Annotated in this window: 13 protein-coding genes; 7 read left to right on the plus strand and 6 right to left on the minus strand. The window is 39.6% G+C overall.

Annotation, left to right across the window (positions count from 1 at the left end):
- The first annotated feature begins 65 nt into the window (after positions 1-65).
- The 7 genes from KCG35_RS01450 (at position 66) to KCG35_RS01480 (ending at position 9885) form a co-directional block, all read left to right on the plus strand.
- Positions 66-1502 carry a YbaK/EbsC family protein gene (locus KCG35_RS01450; RefSeq protein WP_215817885.1) on the plus strand — a complete coding sequence of 479 codons (1437 nt, stop codon included), beginning with the start codon at positions 66-68 and terminating at the stop codon, positions 1500-1502.
- Between the two features lie 205 nt (positions 1503-1707).
- Positions 1708-2367 carry an adenylate kinase gene (gene adk / locus KCG35_RS01455; protein WP_215817886.1) on the plus strand — a complete coding sequence of 220 codons (660 nt, stop codon included), beginning with the start codon at positions 1708-1710 and terminating at the stop codon, positions 2365-2367.
- A 2458-nt stretch (positions 2368-4825) separates the two neighbouring features.
- Positions 4826-5821 (plus strand): hypothetical protein, encoded by a 996-nt coding sequence (locus tag KCG35_RS01460; protein WP_215817887.1) that lies wholly within the window; start codon positions 4826-4828, stop codon positions 5819-5821.
- A gap of 412 nt (positions 5822-6233) precedes the next feature.
- Positions 6234-6917 carry a tRNA (adenosine(37)-N6)-threonylcarbamoyltransferase complex dimerization subunit type 1 TsaB gene (tsaB, locus tag KCG35_RS01465; RefSeq protein ID WP_215817888.1) on the plus strand — a complete coding sequence of 228 codons (684 nt, stop codon included), beginning with the start codon at positions 6234-6236 and terminating at the stop codon, positions 6915-6917.
- Positions 6918-7345: 428 nt separating this feature from the next.
- A complete protein-coding gene (locus KCG35_RS01470; RefSeq protein WP_215817889.1) occupies positions 7346-8155 on the plus strand; it encodes an undecaprenyl-diphosphate phosphatase in 810 nt (269 codons plus the stop codon).
- Between the two features lie 482 nt (positions 8156-8637).
- Complete coding sequence (locus KCG35_RS01475) at positions 8638-8967, plus strand: hypothetical protein (protein ID WP_215817890.1); 330 nt, start codon at positions 8638-8640, stop codon at positions 8965-8967.
- Between the two features lie 120 nt (positions 8968-9087).
- Complete coding sequence (locus KCG35_RS01480) at positions 9088-9885, plus strand: class I SAM-dependent methyltransferase (protein WP_215817891.1); 798 nt, start codon at positions 9088-9090, stop codon at positions 9883-9885.
- Positions 9886-9918: 33 nt separating this feature from the next.
- On the opposite strand, the gene plsB is transcribed toward KCG35_RS01480, so the two are convergent.
- The 6 genes from plsB to rsxG all read right to left on the minus strand — a co-directional run bounded on the left by plsB (position 9919) and on the right by rsxG (position 17148).
- Entirely contained in the window at positions 9919-12402 is a 2484-nt protein-coding gene (gene plsB / locus KCG35_RS01485; protein ID WP_215817892.1) for a glycerol-3-phosphate 1-O-acyltransferase PlsB, read from the minus strand.
- Positions 12403-13136: 734 nt separating this feature from the next.
- A complete protein-coding gene (locus KCG35_RS01490; RefSeq protein WP_215817893.1) occupies positions 13137-13514 on the minus strand; it encodes a hypothetical protein in 378 nt (125 codons plus the stop codon).
- A 312-nt stretch (positions 13515-13826) separates the two neighbouring features.
- Positions 13827-14963, minus strand: coding sequence for a succinyl-diaminopimelate desuccinylase (gene dapE / locus KCG35_RS01495; protein ID WP_215817894.1), 1137 nt, complete (start codon positions 14961-14963; stop codon positions 13827-13829).
- 153 nt (positions 14964-15116) lie between these two features.
- Positions 15117-15752: an endonuclease III gene (nth, locus tag KCG35_RS01500; protein ID WP_215817895.1), complete on the minus strand. Its 636-nt coding sequence runs from the start codon at positions 15750-15752 to the stop codon at positions 15117-15119.
- A gap of 39 nt (positions 15753-15791) precedes the next feature.
- On the minus strand, positions 15792-16505 hold the full coding sequence (locus tag KCG35_RS01505; protein ID WP_215817957.1) for an electron transport complex subunit E: 714 nt from the start codon (positions 16503-16505) through the stop codon (positions 15792-15794).
- On the minus strand, positions 16495-17148 hold the full coding sequence (rsxG, locus tag KCG35_RS01510) for an electron transport complex subunit RsxG (RefSeq protein WP_215817896.1): 654 nt from the start codon (positions 17146-17148) through the stop codon (positions 16495-16497). Before rsxG ends, KCG35_RS01505 begins: the two co-directional genes overlap by 11 nt.
- Positions 17149-17152 lie beyond the last annotated feature (4 nt).

The raw sequence follows: 17152 nt of genomic DNA on the forward strand, positions 1-17152 counted from the left end.
TAATAAGTTGATTCAGTTTGAGTTTATAAAATTGAAAAATAGGGTCAAAGGATTTGGCTACGTTAATGTCTAATAAGTATGTATATGGCTTAGGCCAGGGGGAAACTGGGATGCATATTGCGACCCGGATTAAACGCTATCTAGCCGCCAAGGGCGTTCCCTATGCGTTGTATCAATTAAATTGTGGTGTATCACTTTCTCAAGCGGTCTCACAAATAGGCATTGATCCTTCTCAGGTTGCAGTACCTGTTCTTATTTCTCGTAGACAAGGGCAATGGATGATTGTGACCAGTGTTGACCGTGTATTGTCATGCGGTCAATTGTCACAAGTGTTGCAGGAACCAGTCCGTTTGGTTCCTCATCATGAAGTTGATAAACTTTTTTCTGACTGTGCACCTGGCATTAAACCGGCCTTGGCAGTGCCTTATCAATTGCCTTGTTTGCTGGATAAATCGTTGATAAACAAAAATAAAGTGTATTTCGTTTCTGGTTGTCCATCGATACTTGTTGGGGTGGATAGTGATGAGTATTTGTTTCTTCATCCACATGCGCAACTTTTTGAGTGGCCAAGGCTTGAGCAGCAACCAACGACTGCAGATAATAGTGAGCTCATTATTTTTCCAGGTATAACACCTATAAACGAGCATGATCAACTTGATCAGATCATGCCCTTATCTACTATACCTGAGACATCGCCAATAGCAGATACATTGCTTAAAAATCCAGAGTTAAGAGAAGATGAAGTTTCTCTGCTCTCATTTCTTGATGAGCATGGGTTGATAAGCCGTCAGCTCTGTAAGGTAGGGGCTGCTATTAGCCACAAGGGATGCAATAGTTCACGGGAAGTCATAGAACAACTTGGAGGTTGTAAGACCTACGACTTAGCACTGGTCAGTGCTATTATCTTATCCTTTCGTGTACCGTTGCGTGGGCCGTTAGGCCTTAACAGTGTATGGCAGCATGCGTTGTATAGTAGTATTCTCGCGGAGTCACTGCTGTCTTATGTACCGAAGCATTATCAAAAAGAACTCACGAACCTTCAATTAACTTGCTTATTACAGCATGTTGGGGTTTTGTTGTTGGGGCATATTTTTAGACCTGAGTTTGTGATGCTCAATAAGTGGGTTACCTGTCAGCCTCATATATGTTTGAGTGACTTTGAGCAGCGCTTAGTTGGATTGGGACAGGCGCGAGAGATAATCCGTTTTGGCTATGCACAGCTTGGTGGATGGTTGCTAAAGCGCTGGCAGTTCAGTCACTCTGTGATACAAGGTGTAAGCCAACAACTTCAGCTGCATTCAGATATTCCCCTGGTGCATATGTTACAGGTGGTAAACTATATGCTGACTTGTCACCGAGTCAGTTATGCAACGCTTTCAGGTTATCCAGAACACGCCTTTAGCTGCTTGGAGTTATCTTTGGATTTAGTTGACCAACATTTTACTCAAGTAGCCAAAGATTATCCTAGGACGGATCAACTTGCGTTCACACAAGCAGCTTAACTTGGTTGTGCTACCCTTATACACCACAAATGCTTAACTTGAGCATCATTAACGACCTGTGTATCTTACCTGCTACTTTTGATTGATCTTGCTTGTTGCAAAACTGAAATAATGACTAGAAACATTTTGCAACAGCTTCATTTGTTATAGAATCGGCGATTTTTTAGCATATACAGCCTAAAGCATATTAAAGGAGCTGGCATTCATGCGTGTTATTTTGTTGGGGGCACCTGGGGCGGGAAAAGGAACCCAGGCTAAGTTCATTATGGATACATTTAATATTCCTCAGATTTCTACTGGGGATATGTTACGTGCTGCAATAAAAGCGGGTACACCACTGGGCTTGCAAGTTAAAGAGGTTATGGAGTCAGGTGGATTAGTTTCTGATGATATTATTATTAATCTTATCAAGGAGCGAATTCAGCAGGATGACTGTAAGAATGGCTTTTTGTTTGATGGATTTCCACGCACCATTCCTCAAGCTCAAGCGCTTGTAGATGCAGGTGTGAGTATTGACTGTGTTGTTGAAATTGCAGTTAATGATGAGGAGATTATCAAGCGGTTAACAGGCCGTCGCATTCATGAAGGTAGTGGTCGAGTCTACCACGTAGCGTTTAATCCACCTAAACAACCAGGGTTGGATGATGAGACAGGTGAAGTATTGATTCAGCGAGATGATGATACTGAAGAAACTGTTCGTAAACGTTTAGAAGTTTATCATTCTCAAACAGCACCATTAGTAAACTTTTATAAAGACGCTGAAGCCACTCATGGAACACCTAAATATGTTCGTGTTGATGGTAAAGGTTCAGTAGATGCTATTCGTTCTGCTGTCTTGGAAGCGCTCTCTGCCTACCAAAACTAAAAGGCTGTCAGTCGATAGGGGGATTTCCCCCCCCCTCAACTTTCCTATCTATCATTGCTTATCTATACGTTGTTCAAAAAGCAGGGTCGCCTTTATTCTTGAAATATGAATAATGTTCTTCTTGTAGTTTTTTTAAAACAGTTATCTTATTCCTACAGAATCTTGAATGTATTTTACAAAATAATACTTTTGTATAATGTGTCTATAATAAAGGCTATTTTTGGTGTTTGCCTTTGTGATCATGCTTTATACTGATGTGTTTTTGCTAGCGCTAGACAACGCTCAAGTTAAGTGTTTTTATTTATACTTGGTCTTTATGGCTAGTAGAAATATAGCCAATACAGGTTTTTAATGGTCCTCATTTCAGCCACTTGCTTATTGTATAAGCTTCTTCAATTCATAATTTGATGCTGCTTAAATCATTCGTTACGGACATATGTTGTCTTATTTCTTTTAAAGTTGTGCTTTTTGTTTGCATAACATGAAAAAGGATTGTTTGACAGTTAAAACAAAATGAGTCCATGATGGGATAGTAATGTAAATCAGCCTATTAGCGACAAAGATGGTTGGAATTTTTTGAGTTGAATATAAGAGCGTTGAACCTATTTCTTCTGAAGTAAAGTCATTATATATACCCACAGTGAAGGATTATTAGAGGCGCTAACCTGGTCTGTTAAGACTAGTAATAGCAACAATCGTTGTTTTAAAGGCGTTAGCTGGACTGCTAAGTGATGAAATCCCAGGGCGGGTTTACTACGGTAAAACTTGTGGTAATGACCCTGATTTATATAAAAGTGCTGTTGGGTGCTTATATTAATAAGTGACTATGGTGACAGCTAAATGCTCCTCGGTAATCGCTCCTGCATTGCTCTAACACATGACATCCATATCATTATGAAACTGCATTCCCACCTTTTCGTATAAGCTGTTTCATTTCTCTAATTGGCAGCTTGTCCCCGATTTATATTACGCAACAATTAGGCAGGGGAGCTCAGAAGATTCCATTCGTAACGGATCTGTATAGGGTTAGCTCTGAATTTTAAAGAGTTTGACTTTGGAGCATTTTCAGGAGGACTGATTCTAAATATACCGGCTATAAATCAATTGTAAATTTTAGAGAATTTGTAAAAACGCTCGAAGTGAATGAAAATTAGGGTGAGCTAGTTAACCTGAAGTGAGTGATAACATCAATCAATGAATTTAAAAGAGTTGGTTGTAGGTTTTCGATCGATAATTTCCTGTAAGTTCACTTTTAAGTGCTAAAGCGGCTGTCGAAAGTTATCTGGTAGCTGAATTACTGCTTTGGTGTTTATGTGTAATACATCATAGAGATAACAGCAGCTAATTTATCTTGTAAAATGCATTGTGGCTATCTTAGGTTAGATGGTCGGTGAAAATAAGCCGACTATTAATATAGCGAGAGCACATTAGTGGCATTTCATTGGCTCGGAAAGTAAGAGCGATATCATGAACCTACTTTAAATCAGGCTGAATGGGGTCTTAATATCAATTGGGTGGTATGTTCTTATTGTGGCTAGAGTATCCATTCATTTCATTTGTATTGGGAAATACTTTAAAGTCAACCTATTTAGTTTCTGAGTGGGCTTATTATATTGTTAACAGTGTGAGCAGGTAAGTTTATTTGTATTAGGACACACACAAATCAAGCAACTGATTTTTCAGTCACATATTTTATGAGCTGTTTCCTTTCAATAATGGGTGAAAAGGCATAAGACTATTTACCTGGTTTGAATGGAGCCATCAATTCTTTGCTCTGGTAACTTATCTATAGGTGATGCATCACGTTGAATGTATTTCATGTGATAGTGTTTGGTGCTGTCGTACTTATGAAAGTAAACGATGGCTTGTGATAAGCATTTTGTAAAATTAAGTCGCTAAACTGGATAGATTCGCGTTGCTATCTTAAATTGAACTCATATAGGTGAGTTGAGCTGTTAGGATGAGAATCAAAGCTTAAATGCTGAAGTCGCTGTTTGCTTTGGAAGGTAACAGTGGTAATTATGGTATACAAATGGACGAACTAGTTTCTTCTTTGTGTTATAAATGACTCATACAAATGCTGTTATCATTTTAGAATTTTGCGTCTCAGTTTGTTAGGATAAAGAAAGCAGGATGCATTCTTTGCTACAGATTTATCTTAACTATTCAAAGTTAGCCTTGGATAATGACCTATTTATTGAGCTTGACTACAAAAATAAATTGCGATTGGGCCAAGAAATGATTGATAGGATAGCTCAGATTTGAGTCTGATTTTTAAAGAAGATATGTGTCGTTTGGTGGTCAAATCATAAAAAGATTCAACTTTCGTGTAAAAAGAGGGTGAAAAATTTTTGCGATTTAAATATTATTCGCCCCTAACTGTTTGTTGACGCACAGTTTTTTGTGCTATGTTTTAACTGATAACTCTAATATTAGATTTCCGCGCAGGAGAAATGAAATGGCGAGAGGTAGAAAACCTGGGACTAAAGCAAAAAAGTCCCCTGCAAAAAAAGCGGTTGCTACTAAAGCAACAAAAACTACAACTACTGTCCATACCGGCCTTGAAAAAGCAATGGCTGAGTTAGGAAAGGTTTCTGAAAGAGTTGCTAGCGCTAAACTCAAAATAGATGAAGCCAAAACTAAACTGGCTACAGCTAAAGCAAAATTGAAGTCAAGTGCTACGGCTACAAATAAAAAAGCAGTAGAGCGTGCTAATGCAGCCATTGAAAAAGCACAAGCTGATTGGCGTGCATTAAATGAGAAGCTTGCTGCTGCAAAACAAGTTGTTGATGTTGAAAAAGTTATTGCTAAAGGTGAGCAATTAAAAGAAGCTGCACAGAAACGTGTAGAAGAATATCAAGCTTCTCTAAAAACAAAAGCTGATCAAGATCTTGCAAAAGCAATTGCAACTTTTGAGGCTAAGTGGCTGAAAAGCCGTGAACGGGCTGATCAAGCAAAAGTTAAAAAGCGTGAAACAGCAGAAGACAAAAAACTGAAAGTTGCACTCAAAAAAGTAGAAGTTAAAGCAAAAGAATTAGGCGAGAAAAAAGTTTCTACAGCGGGCGCAAAAAAACGGGGACGTAAACCAAAGGCGACCACAGCAGCTAAAACGACTGTTGCGACAACTACAACAACTAAGCGTCGTGGCCGTCCACCCAAAAAAGCCACAACGACAACAACGGCTAAAAGCACGGCTGCTAAAAGCACTGCTCCAAAGCGTCGTGGTCGTCCACCCAAAAAAGCCACAGCAACAACTGCTGCGACTACAACAAGTGCTCCAAAACGTCGTGGTCGTCCACCTAAAAAAGCGACAGCGACTTCAACAGCAGCTAGCACTACAGCACCTAAGCGTCGTGGTCGTCCAGCTGGATCAACAACAAGTAAAGCAAAAGTGACTAAAGCTAAATCTGCAACGACTAAACGTCGTGGTCGTCCACCTAAGAAGCAAGCATAGTCATATAAAGAAGGGTTAGTTAAGCACAAAATGTCTGTTCTTAACTAGCTTCTACTTAAATAGATGCCAGGATGGCATCTATTTCTTTTCCTAGACTTCCTGATACTTGTGTCCTGGGTTCCTTTCAGCACATCAATTTCTTAACCTCTCCTCATCAATCCTTTAAAATTAGTTTGATCCTTGAGAAGCACGTGCATACTTATATTATCTCTACAATGCTTTTGGATGACGCTAAGCTGATTTATAAAAATGAGTTGTTGCCGTTGTTATTACAATAAAGTGCTAGAAAACGCATTAAGGTAAAGTACAGTGGTTTTTTGGAAAAACAATTCATCTTAAACTGGCTGCCCAATGTGAAGAGTAAAGTCATGTTAGAGAGAGCATTATTTACAATTAAATGTCTAGGTACACTATGAGTCGCATATTAGCTATTGATACAGCAACAGAAGCTTGCTCTGCAGCATTACTTATTGAGGGAGATGTCAAAGAATCTTTTATTGTTGCACCTAGGGAGCATAATGAGCGTATTTTACCAATGGTTGATGAATTGCTTGCAGCTGCAGGTTTAGGTATACAACAGCTTGATGCTATAGCGTTTGGGCGTGGTCCAGGAGCCTTTACGGGGGTTCGAGTTGCTGCAGGTATTGTTCAAGGGCTGGCTTATGCGGCTGATTTACCCGTAATTGGCATTTCAAACTTAGCTGCACTTGCATATTATGTATTTCGTGTTTATCAACATGAAAAGGTTTTTACCGCGATAGACGCCAGAATGGATGAAATATACTTTGCTGCATATAAGGTGAGCGCTGAAGGGCAACAAACATTGTTAATTCCTGAAGCGGTTGTTAGTCCTGAAGATGCAACAGGCTATCAAGATCAAGATATGACTGGGTGGGTAGGCGTAGGTACTGGCTGGCGTTATTCTCAACGAATTCCATTTACCCCGAATGTTATTTATGAGGATATTTTGCCTCATGCTCAGGATATTGCTTTATTGGGCGAGCAAGCATGGATACAAGGGGAGGTAATGTCTCCAGAGCAAGCTATTCCTGTTTACTTACGTGATAATGTTGCGAAGAAAAAACAAGAAAGATAACCTTTTAGGTTATCTTCCATATCAACGTATACACATTAACTACTTTGTTATTACGATAGTCCTGGTTTTGTTTGTATTGTCTCTTCTCTTTTCTTCTTTAACAGTGCGTTAGTGAGAGGAAGTGTAAGTACTACGCTGACTTTGGTTTACCTTTTGTGACTTCATTGCAATACATCAATCTATGTTGAGAGTATCAGTCACGTGACAATAGTGTGAAACTTGTAGGTTTTACTATTGATAAAAGTGTCTTATTGGGGAAAAAGTTTAGTTTGAGGCATAGGTCTTGGCTTATAATGCTTTCGCGTTACACTGGAGATTGTCTCTGCGGCCATTAGGTATAAATAAATAGTTTTGTAGGTTTTTAAGCGAATAACATTTACGAGTATATCGTTGGAAAAATAGGTTTATATAGGTTAGGTAGTGCATTTATGGATGTGATACAAGCGATTATTCTAGCGTTGATACAAGGGCTGACAGAATTTCTTCCTATATCAAGCTCTGCTCATTTGGTATTGCCTGCGCAACTACTGGGTTGGCCTGACCAAGGGCTAGCGTTTGATGTGGCGGTGCATATAGGTACATTGATAGCTGTTGTTTTATATTTCAGGGATGATTTGTGGTCTGTAATAAAAGGCATGCTGGAAGGACTTTTTGGAGGAAAACAATCTTTTGAAGGGTATTTAGGCTGGTATATTATTTTGGGTACCATACCTGCTGTATTGTTTGGTTTAGCCATAAGCCTTATGGATGTGGAAAATCAACTACGCTCAATCTTTATTATTGCCTGTACCACGTTGATTTTTGGCATATTACTGGGATGGGCTGACCATGCAGGAACGCTACAACGCCGTTTAACAGAAATAACCTGGAAACAAGCATTGCTTATTGGAATTGCTCAGGCGTTGGCCATTATTCCTGGTACATCGCGCTCAGGGGTTACCATTACTGCAGGACTTATGTTGGGGTTTACCCGAAATGCAGCTGCTAGGTTTTCATTTTTATTATCAATACCCGTCATCTTTGCGGCAGGTTTGTTAAAAACGAAAGATCTTATTCTGGCTACAGAACCTGTTGCTTGGGATATGATTGTTGTGGGTGTTGTTGTAGCCGGTGTTAGTGCCTATATATGTATTCATTTATTTTTAAGTATGATTGCACGGATGGGTATGATGCCATTTGTTATTTACCGTATTATCTTAAGCGCAGCTCTTTTTTTCGTTTACTTCACAAGCATTTAGTTTGTATTAAAGCGTATGTGAAATGCGAGGTTTCACCGGGAAAACGTTTACTCAAAAGCGCCCTTTGGGCGTTTTTTGCTATATAGCCACAGCTAAGGGTATGTTTATCTCCAGTCGTTATTATAGGTGTTATGCATAGCGCCTATTCTTGGTGAGCCAGTAAAGATGTTTTAATGTGTGCTCGAGATTTTTATGGGAGCACTGTTTTTCCTTGTGTATTCACTCGGTTCACCAGAATCAAATTATCCTTGTGATGGGTATTGATGTAAGAAGGGCAACTTGTTCACGTGTAGAGAAAAAGAACTCGAGTTTTCACTTATTTATTGGGTAACCTGTTATACTGCTAATAAGGTAATAGTGATGTAAAAAAATAAGTAAGGATATGTAATATATTTTAATGATTGCTCTAATTATTAGTTTGAGTAATATTTATGATAATAAATAGTAGGGAAAAGTTTTTATAGAGTGAGAGGAGTTGGGGTGTGGTTTCCAGTGTTGGTCATTTGACATTAGGTGCACAGTATCTGTTACCCAGTAGTTCAAATACGACACCGAAATCAGTTGAAGCTATACAGCCTGTAGCAAGGGGGCATCATTCATCAGAAGATGAAAGTAAACACCTAGCTGAATCGATGTATAAACTTGTGCAAACTCAACGGGTGAATAAAAGTCACCATACTGAACAATCATTCCAAGCACATGCTTATCAAGTGAATCCTCTCCCAAGAAGTATTCGCACTTATTCTGAAGTGGCTGAGTTCGACTTAGAGTACGGTAGTACGGAATTATTTGGTATTGATGTTTATGTATAGATTTCCTTAAGCAGATTTATTTGGTACTTTTCTTCCCTTCATAGATACCTCTCTCGTTAGGTATAGTTCCAATTTCCTTCGATTAACCATTCGACACCATGCTTGTAGGTAACACCAATTATGTGTTCAAAAAATACGGTTGTTGTATTACCCGCTACTCCTGAAGGGTTACCTTATGCTAAAGAGTTAGCTGATGAACTTAATTTACCACTAAAACTTCATAATGATGAGGTGGATTTAAATTCTGCTCTGGCTTTAGTCGTTGATGAAGATAAAGTTAGCTTGGAAGCGTTATATGAGAAAAAAATGGGGCAAGTATATGTCGATTTTGTTCATGGTCCATTAGCTTTTCGGAGGCTTCATGGTGGGGGTAAAGGGCAAGCTATTGCAAAGGCTATTGGTATTAAAAAACAATTTAAACCTTCAGTTTTGGATGTAACGGCTGGTTTGGGACGGGATGCATTTGTCCTTGCTGCGCTTGGTTGTGAGTTAACATTATTAGAGCGATCATCTGTTGTATATAGTCTGTTACGTGATGGTCTAAGGCGAGCATTAAAATGTCATGAGATTCAATCAATTATTGAAAGAATGACATTGCAACCACTGCAAGATGCAAAATCATTTTTAGCCGAATGTCAGCCTGAAAGTTTTGATTGTGTTTACCTTGATCCTATGTTTCCTCATCAAGATAAAAAGTCAGCATTGTCAAAGAAAGAGATGCAACTTTTTCGGAGGCTATTAGAGGGGGATAGTGACGCTGACCAGTTATTTGCAGATGCTTATGCTACTGCATGCTATCGAGTTGTTGTTAAAAGGCCACGAGTGGCACCACTTTTGGCCAATAAAAAACCTACTTTGCAATTAGCAGGAAAAGCTAACCGGTTTGATATTTATGTTAAAAAAGGCATACCGCAATAATACAATATGCCTTAGGAAGGGTAAGCCGCTTACTCATTGTTTACTCAGGTGTTCAGTAGCTAATTGTTGAATAGCTTGTCGTGCTTCGTTAGGAAGCACATAACGAGCACTATTGAGTATGACATGAATATTATGGGTAAATGATAAGTTTTTTTGTTCATCAGCCTGAACTAAGTCTTGCTGACGAAGCGATTCTATAAAGTTCTTGAAAAGAGATTTATCAAAAAACTCAGGTGCGTTTATTCCTTGTATAAAGGATAGACGTTGAGCGAGTTCATGACATTGCTTTTCCAGCGTATCTCTGTTTATTTGACCACTACCACTTCGAATCAATAAACTTAGGGCCATATAAAAGCGCTCTAACGTTTGTATAATTGTTTTACCAAGAAAGTTAAATGTAACTGAGGTGACTGACTCTGGGTTTGGACTGTGTAGCCAGCCATTTTCTCGTTGCAATATGGAGTGGTCGACAAGTATATCCAGCCACTGTTTGAGCAGGCTTCTAAAATGATCTGGTTGCCACGGTAAAAAAAGCTCTGTACGTAAGTAAGGATATATTTTGTTACACATCGGTAAAAGGTCAGCCTCTTTAATTCGAGAGCTATTATTAAAGAAACAACTAATAAGGGAAGGTATTGCAAAAAGATGTAACGTGTTATTACGATAATAAGTCATTAAAACAGCATGCTTGCCTTCTACATAAATTACATCACCAAGAGAGTCAGTTTGTCGCCGAATAAAACCTAATTTTTCGACGTATAGAATAGCCTCCGTTGCTGTTTTGGGTGTCGATATAATACGTTCGCTGTATGGTAGCTTTTCTAGTAGCCAGCGATAAAACGTTACCTGCTCTTTTAGTGACTCTTCACTCATCGCCTGTTTGGGGGCGGATAGTAACGCGGTCGCAATTAGGTTTACTGGATTAGCAACTGCCGCAGCATTGATATGGTAATTAATAGTATTTGCCAGCTGCTGAGTAAGGTCTCGAAACCAAGGTTGTCGTGTATAACTAGATGATTCTGAGGCAATATTTGATTGCCAATGAGGTTCTTTTTGATCTAAAAACTGATTAAGCAAAATAGGCTCACCAAAATTTACCCATACTTTACCAAATTCTTTTTTTAAGGCCGAAAGAATACGCAAAATATCAAGGGGAGATTCAGTTTTTTTCGCTTTTCCACGTAACTCACCAAGGTAAGTATTCCCTTCCAGTACTCGCTCATAGCCAATATAAACAGGTACAAAACAAAAAGGTTTACGTTGATCTTTTAAATAGCTTTGTAGTGTGAGAGCCAGCATCCCTGTTTTAGGCTGCAGTAATCGACCTGTTCGGCTACGACCACCTTCAATAAAGTACTCTGTAGGAAAACCCCGTGTCAGTAGAGTATGCAGGTACTCATTAAAAACAGTGGTATAAAGTTTATTTCCTTTAAAACTTCTACGCATGAAAAATGCTCCACCCCGACGAAGTAAACCTCCAATGAGTGGCATGTTTAGGTTTATTCCTGCAGCAATATGAGGGGGGCTTAAATTTTGTTTGTAGAGCACATAAGATAATAGTAAATAATCAATATGGCTACGATGGCAGGGAACATAAATGATTTCGTGATCTTTAGCCAGCTGCTGGATGGGTTCAACGTGATTTACCTGAATGCCATTATAGAGCTTATTCCAAAACCAGGTCAGTATAATATCTAAAAAGCGTACTGCAGGATAACGAAAGTCAGAGACAATTTCATTCGCATATTTATGGGCTTTACTCTTTAATCGACTAATATTGTCGTGTGTAGCGTTAGCTTGATCTAGAATTGCTTGCTTAACAGGTTGACTATGTAGTAGTTGGTTAACCAATGTTTTTCGGTGAGAAAGCTCAGGGCCTGTAACAGCAGTACGTAATTGACGAAAGTGGACGCGCAAAATTCTTGCTAATTTGCGCACAGTACGACTGGTTGAAAGTTGCTCATCGACTAACTCTCTTGTGGTTAAAGGTGTGCTGAAATTAATCATTGTCTGTCGGCCATGGACCAATATGGCAAATAATTTGCGTAAACGGCCACCAACTGCATAATCATAGGTAAACAGTAATTTAAATGCTGACTGTTCTTTAAGTGGTGAACGGCCCCAAAAAATCGTAACTGGAATGAGTTGAATACTTTTTTCTGGATGACGTTGTAGGAATGTAATAAGTTGATGTAATTGCTCGGACGGTTTTGGGGGGGGGAAGATTCGCCAAATAGTGGGCTGTTGAATTAAATGTAAACAGTTGGGTAGTAGTTGATTATGGGTGACGATGAATTTTTGGTCCGGTGATGGCAGTCCCTGTCGCTGACAAATTTCCTCAAGGACTAGTGTATCAAATAATGACTGGCGAGCTAGAATATAGCAAATGCCATCACTTTCTTTTAAGGGGGGGAATGAGGGTAACTCTCCTAAGTAATTGGTTTTAACCCATAAAAATAAGAGTTTTCGTAAACTGCGTCTTAGAAGAGATTTGAGTTGAATTGATAGCTTCGACATTTTTTGTTTTTTTCCAGATACCTAAATGTTTCCCCTTGTTAATACGAAAACCACAGCTAAATAAATGTTTCTTCCTTTAACTATAGTTATTGCATAGACATCTTTTTGAGATAGAGATGATCAAGTATTGATTTTGTTTTTAGAAATTCTGTTCATATTGGATAAGTATGTTTCTACTGTTAGATAAGCAATCATTTGCTTTTGGGTTTATACCACTATTATTGCTTTTTATATCTTGTAGTTACAGCGTTTTGACTAAAGTTTAATGGATCTTATTGTGTTACTAATGCTTGCTTTAACAAATACAGTCGCGGTTAGCCTTTAAAAAACACTTTAGTGTATTGGGTGCTGGTTAACATTATTGACTGTATACTGTAATGTGCTCATTGGTGTAAACCTATTAAAAATCTACTGAAAATGTGGAACAAAATTTATTAGAGGCTTAAGGGAAATTTACTGGCTTATGAAGGGGAAATAGCGTCACCGAGGCTGTGAAGTCGCTGTTAACATAAACGATTTGAAGTACTGCTGAATCCTTAATGAGACTAGTATGTAAGTATATACATCGCACTATGCACTTCAGGAGGTTTTTAAGCATTATGCTGTTACGTATCCATGGCTCTATGTCGCCCTTGAAAATAGCTATGTGACGACAAACAGCCATAATGCAAAGGCAGGCAGTATTATAAAAAGTAAGTTTGATTAATTTCGGAACGGAGAGTGTGTCAACTCATTTATTCTTGCCAACTTATAACGCCTTCACCTTGATGGGTAATTTGCCACCATTCATTATCTGCTGCTTCTTCTTCCTGCCAGAATGTACCATTACAACGTATTTCTGTGTTAAAAAATTCAAAAGCATCACGAGCACATTCAATATCTGTTTCCCAAGGTGTTTCTGCTGAGTTAAACCATATGCTTGTAAAGGCTCGACCGGCAGCTCGTACAACAACCATAACGGGGATATTCATACCTTGCCAACCAACATTATACTGATGTGTACGCCCCTCTTTATTGAGTAACTCAAGGCTATCAAAACGATCATCTAACCAGTCTTCAATAAGATCTGGTGTAGTGCTTTTTACATAAATTTCAATATCAGGTAATTGCATGGTTGTTACTCTCTTGGGAAAACCAGTTATCCAACCCTGTCAAGAGCACCTAAGCTAACACGGGTAGTATAGACCTAGCAATGCTACTCACCAGTTAATCTTTATACTCAATGCTTTTAATCTACTGAATTGTGATAATGAAAAGAGAGTTAATGAGTTATACACCAAACGTTGTTTGTGTATAGCATATGCTGGTGAGCTTGTTCAAATACTTAATGTTAAGTGTTTGTTGATTTGTATTCGCTCCTATTAGCCTGAAGGCAGGCTAATAGGATGGTTGTAGTAGAAACTAAAAAGCATTGTTAGAGAGTGTTAACCCAGTAGATTAATCATGATGCGTTCGTATATTGAGGAGAGTGTTTCAAGCTCTGAAATACGTGTGCACTCATTTACTTTATGGATAGTGTCATTACAAGGTCCCAATTCAATAACTTCTGTACCATAGGGTGCAATGAATCGCCCGTCTGAAGTACCACCTGAAGTAGATAATGTGGGGTGTGCACCTACTTCGGCATGAACCGCAGCCTGCGCGGCATCAATGAGATGTCCTCGCTCTGTTAAAAAAGGGCTGCCAAATAAAGTCCAATCGATATGATAGTCTAAATGGTGTTGTTGCAAAATATGGTGGGTTCTGGCTTGAAGTTCTTCAGCTGAAGACTCTGTAGAAAAACGAAAATTAAACATAACCTGCAGTTCACCAGGCACAACATTACCAGCACCAGTACCAGCATGAATGTTAGAAATTTGGAAGCTGGTAGCAGGAAAGAAGTCATTACCTTTATCCCACTGGGTGGTTGATAAGGCTGCAAGTGCAGGCGCTGCAAGATGAATAGGGTTCTTTACTAAGTGAGGATAAGCCACATGACCCTGAATACCTCGAATGGTGAGCTCACCTGTCAATGAGCCTCGACGACCATTTTTTATTACATCGCCTACATATGTAGTACTTGATGGTTCACCAACAATACACCAGTCGATGTAGTCGTTGCGATCACTAAGATACTCCATCACTTTGCGTGTACCATTGACGGCAGGACCTTCTTCATCACTGGTGATTAGCCATGCCAGTGATCCTTGATGATTGGGGTAGGCGTTAAGAAAGCGTTCAGTAGCTGTCACCATGGCCGCTAAGCTACCTTTCATATCGGCCGCACCACGTCCATACAGGTAATCATCTTTAATAGTGGGGGTGAAGGGAGGTGAATGCCATTCATCTTCTGGACCCGTTGGCACAACATCCGTATGCCCAGCAAAGGTAAGAACAGGTCCACTATTTCCTTTACGTAACCAGATATTCTCAACATCACCAAAGCGCAAACGTTCGACATGGAAGCCTAAAGGTTGTAAGCGACTGATAAGGAGGGTTTGACAGTCTGCATCTTCTGGCGTGATAGACGGTCGGGCAATAAGGTTACAGGCTAATGCTAAGGTGGGGGATGTGGTTGTCATAAAGCAGCTATTGCTCCCATTGATACAGGGGGATTACAAACAATATGTACATAAGTTTTGCGGTCCCCTTCATACTGGTTTGATCAGAGAGTTTGTTTGTTTTAACTTTCTTTTATTATGAAGCTGGATAAATAAGGTATTGGGTAAGCAAGCTTAAGCTATAGTTTTCTCTTTATATTCACATAAGTCTTCAATGATACAGGAGCCGCATTGAGGTTTACGTGCTTTGCATACATAGCGACCATGTAAAATTAACCAGTGATGGGCATCCAGCAAAAAATCTTTGGGAACAACACGAAGCAGACGCTTTTCAACTTCGAGTACATTTTTGCCTGGCGCGATACCTGTGCGGTTTGACACGCGAAAAATATGGGTATCAACAGCCATTGTAGATTGTCGAAACGCTGTGTTTAATACGACATTAGCTGTTTTTCTCCCTACTCCAGGGAGTGACTCCAGTGCTTCTCGGGTGTTGGGTACTTCAGAATTATACTTTTCTATAAGAATTTGGCAGGTTTTGATGATATTTTCAGCCTTAGCATTGTATAGCCCTATGGTTTTAATGTACGACTTGAGTTCTGTTAAACCAAGGGTGAATATTTTTTCAGGCGTGTTGGCGATAGGGAACAGCTTAACGGTTGCCTTATTGACACCCACATCGGTGGCTTGTGCTGAGAGTATAACGGCTATCAGCAGTTCAAATGGCGAATTGTAGTTTAACTCTGTTGTGGGATTGGGGTTTTGGGCCTGCAACCGTGAAAATATCTGCTGTCGTTTTTCTTTATTCATTTTACTATCATGGGTAATGAAACTGCGCTATGACAGGTGTTAGTTTATTTGGCCTGTAACCCTAACACGTTTGCTACCTTTTTCAACGGGTGATGACTTTTGTTTAGCACGCTCAGCTAAATGCTGGTCAATGATATTTTTGAGTGCAATCAAAAAGCCCATAAATACAAAGGCTCCAGGAGGCAAAATAGCAAACAGAAACTTTTTATAATCAGTGATTACGGTTATCTCCCAGTTGCGAGCAACATCACCCAACAGGAGATGCATATTACTGAATAAGGTACCTTGACCTATTAGTTCTCTTATTGCTCCTAGTAATAGGAGGATTGATGCAAAGCCCAGCCCCATTGTAAATCCATCGACTATGGATGGCACTAACGCATTCTTGGCAGCAAAGCTGTCAGCTCGGCCTAGAATAATACAGTTGGTAACAATGAGCGGGATAAAAATACCTAATATTTGGTATAGCTCATAGGTAAAGGCTTGCATGAGTAGTTCAACGCAAGTGGTAAATGAGGCAATGATCATGACAAATGCGGGTAAACGGATGGCATCAGTGACCTGTTTTCGAATGAGGGAAACAACCAAGTTTGAACAGGTTAATACTACGGTTGTTGCCAATCCCAATCCTAATGCATTTACGACACTGTTTGATACACCAAGTAGAGGGCAAAGCCCTAATAACTGAACAATGGCTGGGTTATTTTTCCAAAAGCCATCAGCCGCGACAGTGGACAGTGGTTTACTCGCCATCATGAGTCCTCAGTTGTTGCAGACCTTGCTGAAATAGGGTGTCTTGATGCTTGTTAAAGTAGTTTAAGGTGCGCTTAACAGCACCAACCACCGTTCTGGGCGTAATGGTGGCCCCTGTGAACTGGTCAAAATCTCCGCCGTCTTTTTTGACTGCCCATCGATCTTGATTGGGGTTTGTTAATGATTTTCCAGCAAAACCAAGAATCCAATCTGATACTTTGGTATCAATCGCATCACCTAGACCAGGGGTTTCTTTATGAGATATAACGCGTACACCACTAAGCGTGCCATCAGCGTAGATTCCTACGAGTAATAAAATTCGACCATTATAACCATCAGGTGCTATTGCAGGCAGAATGATCGCTGATGGCTGTTGTTTTTGAAAGGCTACGTAGCTTTGGACAGGTTTCTCATTGCCCAGGTCTTCATTGGGGGCAATGCTAATAGCTGTTTTGAGTAAGTCATTATCATGACTTACTTCAGGTAGTATCTCATATAAAGCTTTGGCTTCTGCCTCGCGAATTTGGTCAGCAATTCGATCTTTGGTTAGTGCATAGGTAACAGCAATAACGCCTACAGTCAGTGCAGCAAAAACACCTAATAGTAAGCTGTTACGGGTAATGGCAATCCCTATTACATTCATGGGT

It is taken from the genome of Zooshikella harenae (genome assembly GCF_018837975.1).
Taxonomy (GTDB): Bacteria; Pseudomonadota; Gammaproteobacteria; order Pseudomonadales; family Zooshikellaceae; genus Zooshikella; species Zooshikella harenae.

Bases quoted from the DNA above. Each gene is read 5' to 3' on its own strand.
- KCG35_RS01490 (WP_215817893.1), bottom strand. From the start codon at position 13,514: ATGCAATTACCTGATATTGAAATTTATGTAAAAAGCACTACACCAGAT.
- adk (WP_215817886.1), top strand. From the start codon at position 1,708: ATGCGTGTTATTTTGTTGGGGGCACCTGGGGCGGGAAAAGGAACCCAG.
- KCG35_RS01460 (WP_215817887.1), top strand. From the start codon at position 4,826: ATGGCGAGAGGTAGAAAACCTGGGACTAAAGCAAAAAAGTCCCCTGCA.
- KCG35_RS01480 (WP_215817891.1), top strand. From the start codon at position 9,088: ATGTGTTCAAAAAATACGGTTGTTGTATTACCCGCTACTCCTGAAGGG.
- tsaB (WP_215817888.1), top strand. From the start codon at position 6,234: ATGAGTCGCATATTAGCTATTGATACAGCAACAGAAGCTTGCTCTGCA.
- dapE (WP_215817894.1), bottom strand. From the start codon at position 14,963: ATGACAACCACATCCCCCACCTTAGCATTAGCCTGTAACCTTATTGCC.
- nth (WP_215817895.1), bottom strand. From the start codon at position 15,752: ATGAATAAAGAAAAACGACAGCAGATATTTTCACGGTTGCAGGCCCAA.
- rsxG (WP_215817896.1), bottom strand. From the start codon at position 17,148: ATGAATGTAATAGGGATTGCCATTACCCGTAACAGCTTACTATTAGGT.
- KCG35_RS01505 (WP_215817957.1), bottom strand. From the start codon at position 16,505: ATGGCGAGTAAACCACTGTCCACTGTCGCGGCTGATGGCTTTTGGAAA.
- KCG35_RS01450 (WP_215817885.1), top strand. From the start codon at position 66: ATGTCTAATAAGTATGTATATGGCTTAGGCCAGGGGGAAACTGGGATG.
- KCG35_RS01470 (WP_215817889.1), top strand. From the start codon at position 7,346: ATGGATGTGATACAAGCGATTATTCTAGCGTTGATACAAGGGCTGACA.
- plsB (WP_215817892.1), bottom strand. From the start codon at position 12,402: ATGTCGAAGCTATCAATTCAACTCAAATCTCTTCTAAGACGCAGTTTA.